The sequence below is a fragment of the Halalkalibacter oceani genome, assembly GCF_040544555.1.
Taxonomy (GTDB): domain Bacteria; phylum Bacillota; class Bacilli; order Bacillales; family Bacillaceae_D; genus Halalkalibacter; species Halalkalibacter oceani.
Genome location: NZ_JBEPKD010000008.1, coordinates 26,800 through 41,226, shown reverse-complemented (window position 1 = coordinate 41,226; position 14,427 = coordinate 26,800). Strand labels below are relative to the sequence as shown.

The 14,427-nt window shown below is 48.8% G+C and carries 13 protein-coding genes and 1 pseudogene; 10 read left to right on the top strand and 4 right to left on the bottom strand.

Annotated elements, in window-relative coordinates; genetic code table 11:
* Positions 1–60: 60 nt before the first annotated feature.
* From ABMB67_RS10780 to ABMB67_RS10750, 7 genes and pseudogenes are all read left to right on the top strand, one after another.
* Entirely contained in the window at positions 61–591 is a 531-nt protein-coding gene (locus ABMB67_RS10780) for a sigma-70 family RNA polymerase sigma factor (RefSeq protein ID WP_390188864.1), read from the top strand.
* Positions 588–1,271 carry a DUF3600 domain-containing protein gene (locus tag ABMB67_RS10775; protein WP_354572057.1) on the top strand — a complete coding sequence of 228 codons (684 nt, stop codon included), beginning with the start codon at positions 588–590 and terminating at the stop codon, positions 1,269–1,271. The genes ABMB67_RS10780 and ABMB67_RS10775 overlap by 4 nt, the downstream gene beginning before the upstream one ends.
* 298 nt (positions 1,272–1,569) lie before the next feature.
* The gene (locus ABMB67_RS10770; RefSeq protein ID WP_354572056.1) at positions 1,570–2,547 is read left to right on the top strand and encodes a ring-cleaving dioxygenase; all 978 of its coding nucleotides are present in this window, start codon (positions 1,570–1,572) and stop codon (positions 2,545–2,547) included.
* Positions 2,548–2,748: 201 nt separating this feature from the next.
* A complete protein-coding gene (locus ABMB67_RS10765; RefSeq protein WP_251223518.1) occupies positions 2,749–4,194 on the top strand; it encodes an alanine/glycine:cation symporter family protein in 1,446 nt (481 codons plus the stop codon).
* A gap of 191 nt (positions 4,195–4,385) precedes the next feature.
* A pseudogene (locus ABMB67_RS10760) lies at positions 4,386–4,592 on the top strand (hypothetical protein); the annotation flags it as partial.
* Between the two features lie 32 nt (positions 4,593–4,624).
* Positions 4,625–4,954, top strand: a complete 330-nt coding sequence (locus tag ABMB67_RS10755) for a hypothetical protein (protein ID WP_354572055.1) — start codon at positions 4,625–4,627, stop codon at positions 4,952–4,954.
* Positions 4,955–5,264: 310 nt separating this feature from the next.
* Positions 5,265–5,885 (top strand): hypothetical protein, encoded by a 621-nt coding sequence (locus tag ABMB67_RS10750; protein WP_354572054.1) that lies wholly within the window; start codon positions 5,265–5,267, stop codon positions 5,883–5,885.
* On the opposite strand, the gene ABMB67_RS10745 is transcribed toward ABMB67_RS10750, so the two are convergent.
* From ABMB67_RS10745 to ABMB67_RS10730, 4 genes are all read right to left on the bottom strand, one after another.
* Positions 5,875–6,657, bottom strand: coding sequence for a TatD family hydrolase (locus ABMB67_RS10745; protein ID WP_354572053.1), 783 nt, complete (start codon positions 6,655–6,657; stop codon positions 5,875–5,877). The genes ABMB67_RS10750 and ABMB67_RS10745 overlap by 11 nt on opposite strands.
* A 120-nt stretch (positions 6,658–6,777) precedes the next feature.
* Positions 6,778–7,356 carry a peptide deformylase gene (gene def / locus ABMB67_RS10740; RefSeq protein WP_251223514.1) on the bottom strand — a complete coding sequence of 193 codons (579 nt, stop codon included), beginning with the start codon at positions 7,354–7,356 and terminating at the stop codon, positions 6,778–6,780.
* Positions 7,349–7,540: a helix-turn-helix transcriptional regulator gene (locus ABMB67_RS10735; RefSeq protein WP_251223513.1), complete on the bottom strand. Its 192-nt coding sequence runs from the start codon at positions 7,538–7,540 to the stop codon at positions 7,349–7,351. Before ABMB67_RS10735 ends, def begins: the two co-directional genes overlap by 8 nt.
* 162 nt (positions 7,541–7,702) lie before the next feature.
* On the bottom strand, positions 7,703–9,277 hold the full coding sequence (locus tag ABMB67_RS10730) for a Vga family ABC-F type ribosomal protection protein (RefSeq protein ID WP_354572135.1): 1,575 nt from the start codon (positions 9,275–9,277) through the stop codon (positions 7,703–7,705).
* 415 nt (positions 9,278–9,692) lie between these two features.
* On the opposite strand from ABMB67_RS10730, the gene ABMB67_RS10725 reads away from it, so the two are divergent.
* The 3 genes from ABMB67_RS10725 (at position 9,693) to ABMB67_RS10715 (ending at position 14,368) form a co-directional block, all read left to right on the top strand.
* Complete coding sequence (locus ABMB67_RS10725) at positions 9,693–11,351, top strand: helix-turn-helix domain-containing protein (RefSeq protein WP_354572052.1); 1,659 nt, start codon at positions 9,693–9,695, stop codon at positions 11,349–11,351.
* Positions 11,352–11,440: 89 nt separating this feature from the next.
* On the top strand, positions 11,441–12,445 hold the full coding sequence (locus tag ABMB67_RS10720; RefSeq protein WP_354572051.1) for an ABC transporter substrate-binding protein: 1,005 nt from the start codon (positions 11,441–11,443) through the stop codon (positions 12,443–12,445).
* 21 nt (positions 12,446–12,466) lie between these two features.
* Positions 12,467–14,368, top strand: coding sequence for a S9 family peptidase (locus ABMB67_RS10715; protein ID WP_354572050.1), 1,902 nt, complete (start codon positions 12,467–12,469; stop codon positions 14,366–14,368).
* The last annotated feature ends 59 nt before the right edge of the window (positions 14,369–14,427 follow it).

Here is a 14,427-nt window from a genome sequence, read left to right as displayed (position 1 = left end):
GAGGGGAGAGCTTTGGATGATGAGCAGCAGCAGTTGGCGGTATTCGTCAGGCAAATCCGGATGGGTAGACAGGAGGCTTACAGCGAGTTGTATGAGCGGACCGTCCAGGATGTGTACAAAACCGTTCATTTCCTGTCAGACAATAAAACGGATGTTGATGATATCGTGCAGGATAGCTTTATTCAGGCTTTTAAGGCATTGGACAAGTACGATATGGAGCGGCCGTTCAAGCCGTGGCTGCTCGGGATTGCGATTAAGCAGGTTCATGCGTACCGCCGGAAAAAGTGGATGAGGCTGCGGACGATAAGGCGGGTGGAGGAACAGGAAATAGGCAAGGAGAGCCTTCTTTATAATCAGGCGGAGAGACTTGCTAATGATGACTTGTTCCGCTCGATTGAACAGCTGCCATTTAAGCTGAAGCAGGTCGTGATTCTCCACTATTTAAACGATTATTCTCAGGAGGTTGTTGCCGGTATTCTTGATATCCCGCTTGGAACGGTGAAATCCCGCGTTCATGCGGCCTTGAAAAAGCTTCGGCAAAAAGAAGAGATCAGGCAAAACGATGCTAAGAAAGTGAGGAATGTTCAATGAATACAGAGGAGCGTATCCGTCACGTACTGAAGAGAAAGGCAGAGGAAATAGAAGCGCCGTCGGAGTTAAAAGAAAAAGTGCTGCGGCGGGCGGGGGTAAGCCGGAAGTTTCCAAAGCGTGTGGCTGGTTTGCTGCTGGCGGCGCTCATTGTTTTGCCGACTGGCGCGTTCGCGTATCAAATGTTGCTGGCCGATGACGTTTACGGCTCATTCGAAACTGTCCAGAAGCATATTGCCGGCTTTACGATGAAGAGCTATTTGCTGATTGATGCCAAGCTGGCGCAAGCCAAGGGCGTGCTCGGTCAGGAAGAATATGAAACATTTAAAGAGCTGGCGCGTTCGATTATCAACGCCAAGATGGAGTATGGCGATCCCTATGGAAATATCAATTACGACCAGCTGCCAGCTGATCTATATGAAGCAGAAAAAGCGACTTTAATAGCAGCGCAGCCTTATTTTGACCGTCTGAATGATCTTCCTGTGCTGGAAACATTGCTGACAGAGGCAGAAATGGATGCCTATATTGAGGCGGTGATGAAGCACCAAACGATTATGGCGAAAAGCGGCATCAATACAAGTGAGGGAATCGGGCGGGAGCGCATTCCGGCCGAGCTGCGGGCGGAGTATGATCAGGTTAAGGCAACGCTGGAGCATGTTCACACGTTACAAGCCTCTTATTAAAAGAAAGCCTGAGCTTGAGACAAAACTAGCTTTGGACCTACTGGCAATGGCTTCACACGCCACAAGCCCGTTGTGAGAAACCCACTCACAACGGGCTTTAAAAGATCATGGCGGTTCCGCTCATTGCTTAGAGGCTGGGAAAAAAACAACCTTTTGTCCCAGCCTCACGATGGCCCGCTTCTTTAACTCATGGTCAAAATCAAGTGTCCCCTCGTTCCCGGTCCTTCAGGTTGACAGAAAAAGACAAAAGCGATATAATTATTTCAAATTCGAGATAAATGATATGGAGGTAATGGAGATGAACGAGCTAAAAGGGGTGCATCACGTTACGGCGATTACGAGCAGCGCGGAAGAAAATTATCAGTTTTTTACGTATGTGCTTGGCATGCGCCTCGTAAAGAAAACAGTTAACCAGGATGATATTCGAACGTATCACTTGTTTTTTGCCGATGATACAGGAAGTCCGGGAACGGATATGACGTTTTTTGACTTTCCGGGAATTCCAAAAGGTTCTCATGGAACGAATGAGATTTCAAAAACATCATTCCGTGTTCCGAGCGACGCGGCGCTTGATTATTGGGTAAAGCGTTTTGACCGGCTGGAAGTGAAGCATACGGGAATCAAGGAGCAGTTTGGTAAAAAGACGTTGTCATTCGTTGATTTTGATGATCAGCATTATCAACTCATTTCAGATGAAAACAACTCCGGTGTAGTATCCGGTACGCCTTGGCAAAAGGGGCCGGTTCCATTGGAATATGCGATTACAGGGCTTGGCCCGATCTTTATCAGAATCGCTAATTTTGATGCTTTTAAAGAGCTGCTCGAAAAGGTAATGCTGTTTAAAGAGATTGCCCAGGAGGATTCTTTCCACCTGTTTGAGGTAGGGGAAGGCGGAAACGGGGCGCAGATCATCGTGGAGCATAACACGGTACTTCCTCAGGCGCGTCAAGGCTTCGGTACAGTTCACCATGTTGCATTTCGGGTGGAAGACCGGGGCGTGCTGGAGGAATGGATTAACAGACTGCCCCGCTTTGGACTGCAAACATCGGGATATGTCGACCGTTTCTTCTTTGAATCGTTGTATGCGCGGGTTGCGCCGCAAATCTTGTTTGAGCTGGCGACGGACGGGCCGGGTTTTATGGGCGACGAGCCATATGAAACTCTTGGAGAAAAGCTCTCCCTCCCGCCATTTTTGGAAGGGAAACGGGAGCAAATTGAACGCATGGTCCGGCCGATTGATACGGTGCGCAGTACAAAGGAGTTTGTAAAAGAATAACAGCAAGGCTGGAAGTCGAGTAAAAAAACTTGACTGTTACAGGATTTAAATTCCATACTTAGAAGAGGCTGGTGAAAAAGGAAGAACAACCTTTCAATCCCGGCCTCTTCTTGACGCGCTGGATGGGAAAGGGTTTACTAGCCGGCGAAAGAGGGAAGGAATAGAGTGGGATTTTTTACGTTAATTTGAAAGGATGAGGGGATGGAAGAGTGGTTTTCAACCGATACGTGGCTGGCTGAATGGATAGGCATAGGGAATGACATTCTTTGGACATACGTGCTCGTAGGCTTTCTTCTGCTTTTGGGGTTTTATTTAACGATTAGGATGAATTTTGTTCAGTTTCGTTTGCTGCCGACGATGATTCGTGAACTCATTGAAGGAACGGACCGGACAGCATTTAAGCAGAGAAAAGGAACGACGCCGTTTCAAGCGTTTGCGATCAGTACGGCGGCGCGGGTCGGTACAGGAAATTTGGCCGGGGTGGCGATCGCGATATCGGTCGGTGGTCCGGGAGCAATATTTTGGATGTGGATTGTTGCTTTGATTGGAGCGGCGACCGGGTTTGTCGAGAGCACGCTGGCGCAAATTTATAAAGTGCGGGATAAGGATGGCTTTCGCGGCGGCCCGGCCTATTACATGGAAAAAGGACTTCGCTCGCGGGGAATGGGGATTCTTTTTGCGATTTTAATGATTCTCTGTTTTGGGTTGATTTTCAATGGAGTTCAGACGCATACGATTTCCGATGCTTTTGCCGGCGCTTATGATGTAAATCCGGCTGTCGTTGGGATTGTGATCGCAGTTTTGATGGCGTTTATTATTTTTGGCGGAGTGCGTCGGATTGCGGTTGTCGCTGAAGTGATTGTACCAATTTTTGCTATTACATATGTGATTGCGGCTTTAATCATTACGTTTATGAACATTTCTCAAGTGCCGGCTGTGTTTGCGCTAATTTTTTCTCATGCTTTCGGGCTGGAAGAAATGATCGGCGGTGGAATTGGGGCGGCGATTATGAACGGTGTGCAGCGGGGCCTGTTTTCCAATGAAGCGGGAATGGGAAGCGCGCCGAATGCTGCTGCGACGGTCTACGTCAGTCATCCGGTGAAGCAGGGGCTGATTCAGTCGTTAAGTGTGTTGATCGATACGATTGTGATTTGCAGCGCGACGGCTTTTATTATTTTGCTGACGGATGTGTATACGGTCGGGGAAATGGAAGGAATTCAATTGACGCAAACGGCATTGGCTGTTCATATAGGCGAATGGTCGACGATTTTTGTGACGGTGGCAATCTTTTTCTTCGCTTTCAGCTCCTTGCTTGGAAACTATTATTACGGGCAGGCTAACATTGAGTTTATTACTGAAAAGCCGATTTATCTGTTGTTTTTCCGCATCGCCTTCCTCGCAATGATTGTCGTAGGCGCAACAAGTGATCTCGAGATCATCTGGGCGCTGGCCGATCTCTTTATGGGTTCGATGGCCGTTGTCAATTTAATTGCTGTTGCCCTGCTCGCGCCGATTGCCTTCAAGGCGCTGAAGCACTTCCAGGACCAGGCTCGCAACGGGATTGATCCTGTTTTCTACCGCGACAGCATTCAAGGTGTCTCTAATCTGGAAAGCTGGGATGATCAGGAGAAGGAGAAAAGCGAGTAAAGATGAAATGCCTTGTGTGATTTACAGTAGTGCCTTGTCTCGAAATCAGAGACGAGGCTTTTTTATCGTCTCATTTGTCTGCTTTAATGTATGGAATTGGATTGATCAATGGTATCCTTTAAGTTAGAAAAGATTACCTCACTTCAAACAGAAGTTCCAGAATAAGAAGAGCATGAAAGGACAATGCCAGTATGGATAATGCATCCAATGAAGATAAATTGGAATCGGTAAAGTCTTTGTTATCGACAAGGAATAAACTAGAAAACGACATGTCCCAGATGACTCAAAAGGGCGCAAACACGACCTTGGTACAGAAACGATTTAAAGCGGTTTCCGTCGGATTAGCAGTCTTGGAAGACAGGTGGTATGAAAACCCTCATCCATACGAGGCCACTGAAAAACCTCTTTTTCCGTAACTCGAAGAAGAGTAATGGCTCCGCGCGTTGCGCGCCTTGCTACGAGAAACCCACTCGTAGCAAGGCTTTCAAAATCAGGCAACGGCTACGCTCATTACGAAAAAGCTGTTGAAAAAGTGAAAATCGTACTTTTTCAGCAGCTTCATCCATACACCGAGGCAGATGTAGCAGAAGCCCGTAAGGTTCTTACTGGTTTATTCCCGTCAATCGAGAACAATTATGCTAAGTCAAGGGTGGGCAGTCCCCAAAGAACGCTTTTGGCAAGAAGGTTGAAAGCAATGAAGGTCGCTGTTCAAGCGATTGATGATGAACTTTCCAATAAGGAGCTTAAAGATAACCTCTAAATTTTATGACCGAATATAAGTAAGCTATGTCAGGGTGAATGCGACACTGGGGGAAGTATAGATGAGATGGAAGCATAAGCACAGATCTATTGGCCGTTTTAGGGTGTACCAAAAGAAAAGTAATTTTTTGGTACACCCTTTGTTCAATGATCTAGGTGAATGACAAGGAGGGGCACTGGCTCTGCACGTTACGTTCTCGCTGAAAGAACCCCGCTTTCATCGAGAACAAAGATCGTTGTAACGGCTCCGCACAGTGCTTCTAAAAAAAGCCGCTATGCGGTTTTCTTAAAGAAAGGAGCATGTACTTACTATGAAAGAAACATATATCTGGTATGCGAGCTACGGCTCGAACTTGAACAGGGAACGTTTTATGTGCTACATCGAGGGAGGCAGGCCGAAGGGATCTGAGAAGACCGAGGTTGGCTGCCGGGACAAGACCCCTCCTCTTAAGGAAGAGGTTGATATCATCCATTACCCGCTCTATTTCGCGAAACGTTCAAGCCGGTGGCAGAAGCAGGGAGTGGCCTTTATCGGCTTGGACGAGGAGGAGGATGCCCAGACGTTCAGCAAACGCTATTTGATTACAGCAGAACAATTTCATGATGTTGTCAAACAGGAGAATAATGGCGCGGAGCTGGAGCTGAATTTTGACGAGATCATTAGCGGGCGCTATCAAAAAGTACGCGAATCATGGTATGGAACGATTATTCATCTTGGACAGCATGATGGCATTCCAGTTTTCACGTTTACAGCTGACTGGGGGCTGAACGTCGCGTTCACGAAGCCTTCTGTGCCATACGTCTCAATGATCATCGAAGGATTGAAGACCATTGAAGGGCTGCACCATACTGACATTATAAACTATTTACTCACAAAGCCGGGGATTATCGGCGAATACACAAAGGAAGAGCTTGAGCAGCTTATGAGGTGAAGCGAGGCTCAAGCCGGTAGCAGCTGTGCGTATTGCGGATGATTTGCGCGCGGATGGTGCTTTCCGCTGTTCCGAAAAGGGCGGCGAGCTGCTGGACGACAGACTGTAGCAAAAGCGGTGTCGTCTCCTGACCGGAAAACGGCCCGTCATATCGCCATGGCCCGTCCGTTTCAATCAGTAGTTGTCGGGCTGGCACGAGGCGGGCCAGTTGCTGGTCACGCTGGCGGTAGCAGACTTCCGGGGTCAGTGAAATGTAGTAGCCGGCAGCGGCTATTTGACGGACGACAGCTGGCGGAGCCTTCAGCCAGTGAAAATGCGCTTCGGCGATGCCCTTCGTTTGCAGTAGCTGGAGCATGGGCGCCGCCTTGTCATGAACAGCATGGAGGGCGACAGGAAGCCCGTGAGCGACAGCCTCATCAAGGATCTGACTGACAAAAGCGAGGTGATCCTCAAGCCGGTCTGGCAAATTCGCCAGTTCATAATGTGGCAGGCCGATTTCTCCGATTGCCGTGATCCGCGCGCGCTCTGCTTGCAGCAGTCTTCGCCACTCCGCAAAATCTCTGGCACCGGGCAGCGGATATTCAGGATGGAATCCGATGCAGGCGTGGACAAAATCCGGGAAGCGCTGCTGCAGGGCGAGAGTCTGGTAGGAGGAGGGCAGGTCTTTGCTGACGGCAATTACGCCGGTAATGCCAGCCTCGTGCCAGCGTTCAATCTCATCATACAGATTGTGTGAGTCATAGTGGTCGAGGTGGATATGGGCATCGATCATGCGAGTTCTCCTTTTTTTAAAAGATAAGAAAGGATAAAACTTTCGGGTTCAGTCGAGAAAGGATACTACGCGTTTTTCATAAGCGGTTTTAGGGGAGAAAACTCTACTGAAATGTTTTTGTCATTCGTATAAACTCTTGCTATTTTCCGGCAGTTTAAATGGATGCTCTTTATGAATACGATCATAAAACATAATTCCATTTAGATGGTCTATTTCATGTTGAATGACAATCGAGGGATACCCACTGAGCTTTGCTTCTATTTCTTCTCCCTCTATATTAAATCCTTTCACTTTAATCCGCTCATATCTTGGAACAAACCCTTTTATCTTGCGATTAACAGAGAGACAGCCTTCTCCTTGCGGCAAATAAATCATCGACAGAGAATGACTCATTATTTTCGGATTGAGAAAGGTATATTCATGTTCTTGCCCCTTCTCATCTGTTAAATAGGCGACAAACATCCGTTTATTCAAGCCGATCTGATTCGCTGATAGACCCACACCGGCCCGAAGCTTGTATGTTTTTGCTAATTGCGGATTTTGACTGTTTTTCAAGAAGCGCATCATGCAGCCTAATGTTTCTTTATCCTCTGTGGAAGGCGGTATCCTTACATTCTCTGTTGCTTGATGGAGAATCGGGGTTCCTTCGCGCACAATATCCTTCATTGTGATCATATAATTTGAATGAAATTTATTCATAAATAAACAACTCATCTACCTTTACATGTAAAGTTTTCGCTAATTTGAATGCTACTTCCAACGTAGGATCATATTTATCATTCTCGATACAATTAATCGTTTGTCGTACGACTCCACATTCCTTCGCAAGTTGCTCTTGGGTTATCCCAAGCTGTTTTCGGATTGCTTTCAGTTTATTTTTCATGGAGATCACCTTTGTCTAAAGTATTGGACATGTTGATTGTAACAACTTCGGCAAATATGTCAATAGATTTAGACATTTCCCCAGTTCGATTGCGGTACTGATCATAAACAGAAAAAAGGCCTGAGTCGCTGCAATTGATGATTCAGCGACTCAGACAGCCTGTTAGCTTTCATGAATCAGGGCGCGTTTTTTCTGCAAAAGCCGCTGGAATTCCGTCTCCAGCTCCTCCGATGGGTCGAGGCTGAGGCGGCTGAGCACCTCGGTTATTTTTTGCTCGATGACGAGCAGGTCGTCGGCGTCGGATGTGGCTGGCGGTTTCTCCTGTGCCTCCCGATACTCCTGGTAGCTCCCATCAAAAGCGGTAATCGTACGATTCTCGATAACGAGCAGGCGGGTGGCAATATTGGCGACAAATTGCCGGTCGTGCGAGACGAAAATGACGGTCCCGCTGAATTCCTGTAACAGGCTTTCGAGCGCTTCAACCGACGCAATATCGAGAAAATTCGTCGGCTCATCCAGAATGAGTGCCTGACAGCCGCTTGCCAGCAGTTTGGCAAGGGCGACTTTCACCCGTTCGCCGCCGCTCAAGACGGAGACCGGCTTCAGGACGTCCTCGCGAAAGAAGAGGAGGCGGGCGAGCATCGTCCTGATGAACGACTCCTCATAGGGGGAGTTCTCGCTGACATTGGCTAAGATCGTTTGCCCAGTGTCGAGCGTCGACAAGTTTTGACTGAAATAGCCGACGCGGATTGCAGGGGAAATCGTAATGCCATCGCTCCCGTTGATGATTTTTTTGACGAGTGTCGTTTTGCCGCTTCCGTTGGCGCCGAGGATCGCCAGCTTATCGCCGCCACGGACGTAAAAGCTCGTCTTGTTCCAAAGAGTCCTGCCGCCAACGACACCCTCGACCTGTTCAGCGCGGATGATGATTTGCTTTTTGAGCGCCGGTTCATCCGCGGCCTGCATCCGGATTGCCGGCAGATCCTTCACCTTTTCCACCTTTTCGAGCTGGTCAATTCGTGTTTCGATCGCTTTGGCGTTTTGCTGAAGCTTTTTCTGCTTTTTGGCGAAATACGGCTTGGCGCCGATGATGCTTGCCTCGGAGGCGCTGACCCGCTTCGGCTTTTTCGTGGCGCGGGCTGCCTTGCGTTCTTTCTCCTTCAACGCTTCTTCCAGCTGCCGCTTCTTTTTCTGATATTGCTCATAAGCCTGCTGCTGGCTGCGGCGCTGAAGCTCCTTCTGCGCGGCGTAATCTGAATAGCCGCCTTTGTATTCTGCCAGTTTGCCATCTTCAATTTCCCATATTTTCGTACAGAGAGCGTCGAGAAAGGCACGGTCATGGGAAACGAGAATGAAGGCTCCCTGCCATTCACGCAGGATTGATTCAATCCATTCAATATGGGCGGTATCGAGATTTGTCGTTGGTTCATCGGCGAGCAGCAGGGCGGGTGCGGCGGCCACCGCTTCCTGGATGTAAGCCTGGGTGACTTCGCCGCCGCTTTTATGCGTGTTCGTGTTTTTAAGCTGGGGCAGGAGCCGTCTTGTTGCCCTTGCTTTGATCTCCCCGGCATCAGGCCGGCGTTCACCGGCAAGCGCGTGTAGTAACGTTGTCTTGCCGCTGCCGTTTCGTCCGACAAGGCCGATTCGGTCTCCGGCCTCTATCTGTAACCGTTCTATGTCAAGTAAAAGGCGGTCCTTCGCGTATAGCTTTATCTTTTGCGCCTCGATCAAATGCATATTTTCATCTCCTTTGCTATCGGTTCGGGAGACAAAAAAGTCTCCCATCTGCTGAACAGAATAGGAGACAGCCCGGTATACGGGTACAGCCAGCGAAACACGGGCATGAATCCATACCCGGTTTTCGGCCTGAGAGCCCATGTGCTGAAGCGAATCCTATTCTGAAAACAGCGTTGCGAAGACGGAAAAAAGCAGACTGCTCCTACTACTTATTCCTGTCTCCCAATACCTTGTTTTCGATAAAATAGGATTAAAACTTCATTGTCGTAGGCTCACCCTTTCGTTTGTGTTAGGTTTTACTTTAAAGAAGATTGAGGCCGCTGTCAACCCGCTGTACGACAGACAGAGAAGCGTATGGTAAACTAAAGCTATAAATGAAAATGATTATCAAAATCAATCAAGAGGTGAGCGCACGATGAACATGGACGACCTCCTGAACCGTTTGCCACATATGTATGTCAGGCTGGCCAAAATGTTTCATGTAAAGGAGATCAACGATTGGCAGCTTAAGCCCCGCCTTGTCCATCGATTGACGATGTGCTGTCCGGTGGCTGGAAAAGCATTGCTGCATATCAATAAAATGACCTACCATGCAGAGCCGGGAAAGGTCTACTTTATCAAGCCAGGAACGATGGTTGCCGCTGAAGGGTCGGCTGACAGTCAGGCTGAATATTATTTGCTGCCTTTTGCTATGCAGGAGGTGCACAATGATCACGAGGCGCTGGGTGATGCTGATCAAGAAGAGCAAGCCTTTCCTTTTCAGGAAGAAGTGATGATCCAATGTTTGCCGCAAATCATCCATCTGCTCGAACAAATCAAGCAATGGCATCAAGAGAAAAAGCGATTGGCTACTATGCGCAAAAATATTCTTTTTCAAGAAGTACTATGGACGATCGCCGAAGACCAGCTTCAGTCCTTTTATTTGGGGAGGACAGAGTATAGCGTGACGCAGGTCATGCACTATATGAAACAGCACTATATGGAAGAGTTGAAAATGAACGCATTGGCGCAAATGGCTGGCCTGAGTACATCTAATTTTTCGAGGGAGTTTAAGAAGGTCGCCGGACAGAGACCGATTGATTATTTGACCAAGCTGCGGATCAACCGGGCGAAGGAGCTGCTTGTTTTAAGCAATCATCGTCTAAAAACAATTGCGAAAAGCGTCGGCTATCAGGATGAGCTTTATTTTAGCCGTGTCTTTAAAAAAATTGTCGGAGTAACGCCGACAGTTTATGTGCACAAACACCGGACGAAGATCGCTACGTTGAATGTCTCGTTCAGTGATTATTTGCTTGCGCTTGGTGTCAAGCCAGTCGCGACGACGGCCTATGATAAGCCCGACAATATTAACGGCTATCCGCCGCATATCGCCGAGCAGTTGAAGGGGACGAAGATTGTTGGTGCACTGTATACACCAAGCAAAACGGCGATAGTAAAAGCGGAGCCTGATTTGATTTTAACGGATAATCGGCGCATTCATCGTGGCTGCACGGACCGTTACACGGAAATTGCCCCTACTGCTTCCTTTTGGGATGATGATTGGAAGCGGCTGCTGAAGCGGCTTGCTATGCTAATCGGCAAGGAGGAAGAAGCGAGAAGCTGGCTGGCTGACTATGAGCAACAGGCGGCCGCAGCCCGGAGGAAGCTTCATCCAATTTTAGCCGCGGGGGAGTCGGTGCTGCTCATCCGCATTATTCAGGAGGAGATTCGTGTATATGGTGGAAAACGCCAGCTTGGAGCTGTACTCTATAAGGATTTAGGACTCGCCATGCCGAACGAAATCAGCCCCGAAGACCATTTTATTACAGTGAATAGCGACGAGCTAGCTCATTATCAGGCAGCGCATATCATTTTGCTGGCAGGTCAGGATAAGGCGGCGGAAAGAAAGCTGACTGAGCTGGGCCAAAGCAATTGGTGGAGGGAACTGCCAGCGGTTAAGCAAGCTCAGGTGTATGAATTGGAGGACCGCTTTAATTCTCACGCGCCGCTGGTCAATTCGGAGGCATTAGACCAAATTGTTGAACGAATGACGGCGATAAAAAGGATCGATGATAAATTTGTCCATGATATTTGATGATTCTTTCCATTGTCGTGGGAGAAACGCTTCGTTACACTTTAATTGATAATTATTATCATTTTCAATTAAATCATGGAGGGATAGTCATGATACATGTAAAAAAGACAATGATGGCGCTTGGACTGGCTGTTTTGTTTTTATTGGTAGTAGCTGCGTGTGGAACGGAACAACATGAGGGGACGGCAAAACAGCCAAACACTGACCCGGGGGAAACAGTGGGCGAGGGAGCTAAACAGCCGGAGATTGACGAAACAGCGAAAACGATTGTCCATCATATGGGGGAAACGATCGTTGAAGGAGAGCCAAAGCAGATTGCTTCTCTCTTTCCACGCTTTACTGATTTCCTGCTCGCGCTTGAGATAACGCCGATCGCTGTATCGACAGCTGGACCGGATGCTGAGGAATTTACGTGGTACTATGCCGATCAGCTTGAAGGGACGACGAGTGTCGGTTGGTTTACCGAGCCGAACTTTGAGGCGCTTTTACAGGCCGAGCCGGATTTAATTTTAGGGCTGCCAAACCTTGATCAAGTTTATAGCAGTCTTGAGAAAATTGCCCCAACGATTTTATTAGATGTCGTGGAAACGGAAGAGGGGATCAAGGATTGGCGCCAAACGTTTATCGAAACAGCGGGGATTATCGGCGAGGAGGAAAAAGCCGAACAGGTCATTGCCTCATATGATCAGCAGGTGGAAGAAGCGAAACAGGAGATTGAACGGGCTATCGGTCAGGAGTCGGTGATGTTTTTACGAGTGACTGATAAAGAGCTGCGTTATTACGGTCAGAAAAACTTCGATGTGCTTTATGGCGATTTAGCTCTGCAGCCACCTGTTGATTTTCCGGGTAATGAAGATACATTTGCTCCTATTTCGCTTGAAATTTTGCCGGAGATTGATCCCGATCATATTTTTCTGTTAAGTGATCAAGAAGAGAATCTTGAATTAGTGGAAGGAAACAGCATTTGGGAAAACTTAACGGCGGTGCGGGAAGGGAATGTATATCAGGTTGACTATGAGCTGTGGTTTCAAGGTTTTGGTCCGATTGGCAGCTCGTTGATCGTTGAAGATGCCGTCGAAAAGCTGACAAAATAATCGGTGGAAGGGATAAATAAAATGGAGTATGCTGTCAACGAAAAGCGGGCGCCACGGCCTGAAGAAATAGCGAGATTCACAACTGTCAGCGACGTCCGTTTATCACCGGATGGAAAGCAGGTCGCGTACGTCGAAGGAACAATGGCAAAACGAGAAGGAGTGGCTGGAAGCCGCATCATGATCGCTGATGCAGAAGGACAGAAACAGCCGCAGCTTTTGGGCGATGGACCAGCCAAGGAGCCGCGATGGTCGCGCGATGGCAACTTGTTAGCGTTTATTACGTGTACTCCCGCGGTTTCCTTAACGATCATCAATCAACTGACGAACAAGAGAACGGACATCGCCATTCCGCAGGAGGCGCAGCGGCTCGAGTGGTCCCCTGACGGACGATTCCTCAGCTTTTTATCCCGTCAGCCGGCTGCAGAAGCAACAGGTTCAACGATTGATGTTGCTGGCTCTGCTGTCTCCGAAGTGCGGTTGCACCTTTACTGCCTGCAAAGCGGCCGCTTGGTGAGCAAAACAATCGCCCGCCATTCAATATCTAGCTATACGTGGTCCCCCGACAGCAGGCAGCTCGCCGTTACGGCTGTCGCGTCTGCTGAGCCGAACGCAGAGAAATTGTATGTGCTGACGCTGAATGAAAGTCAGCAGCGTTTTCTTGCGACGGTTTCTGATATGACGATCCAGTTTGCTTGGTCCCCGGATGGGCAGACCATTGTCTGGTGTGGCCGTGAGCACACAGCGGGAATAGGGCAAATCCAACTCTTCCGGCTCGAAGCAGACCCGGTTATCACTATGCCGTTTTGTGCCGATTTTCCAGGCAGTATCAAATGGATCGGCTTTTTACGTGATGGCCGGCTCGTTTTTGCCGCGCTCAAGCAGTTTCGCGTAGGGATTTATGTGGTTCGGCTCGATGGCGGCAGGGTCGAGACGCTAGTGGACCCTTTCCAGTTAGATTCCGGTTCACTTGGGAGCGGAAGTTTCTCGCAGTTTACCGTCTCAGTAAGCGAGGATGGACAGCGCTATGCAACGACCTGTTCAGGGCCGGCCGAACCCGGAAATGTTGTTACCGGAAGCTGGAATGTAAGCCCGCAACGAATTACCGATTATAATAGCGACGTTAAAAGCATGACGCTGGGAGAGGTGGAGGAGTTAAGCTGGATGGCGCCGGATGGTCTCGATATTCACGGGCTATTGATTAAGCCGGTTGATTATGTAGAGGGGCGGAGCTATCCATTAGTTGTTGAAATTCACGGAGGACCGCGCCGTTCCTGGTGGAATACGTGCTATCTCGGCCATTCCTGGGCTCAGCTCCTGGCCAATCAAGGGTATCTAGTGCTGTTACCGAACCCGAGGGGCAGCAGCGGCAGGGGAGCGGAATTTGTCCGGGCAAACAGCTGTGATTTAGGCGGAGCAGATTTAGCGGATGTCCTCACTGGTGTCGATGATATGATAGCGCGCGGATATGCCGATCCGGAGCAGTTGGGAATCGCCGGCTGGAGCTATGGAGGCTTTTTGGCAGCTTGGGCGATTACGCAAACAAAACGTTTTAAGGCGGCGGTGATCGGCGCTTCCATCGTGAACTGGATTAGCTGGCAAGGACAGTCGGCTATGGCGCGACAGTGGGCATCTATTCACTGGGGCAATCGGCTGATCGCTTATCAAAACCCGGAAAGGCTGATCAAGCGTTCTCCGATACACTTTGTTCAAAATGTGCAAACTCCAAGCCTGCTGTTGCATGGTGAACAGGATCAGAAAATTCCTGCTGCTCAGGCGGATGAATTTTATGCCGCGTTGAAAGCATTGAACGTTCCGGTTGACTATGTGAAATATCAAGGGGAAGGACACGTTCTTACGGAAGAGGCTCACCAGATTGATGGGATGAAGCGGGTTGTCGGCTGGTTTAAGCGTTACCTTCGGTGAGCCAGATGTTCTTCTCTTTCTCTTCTTCGCTTGTTAGGATGAGCAGGCTGCGGCATACT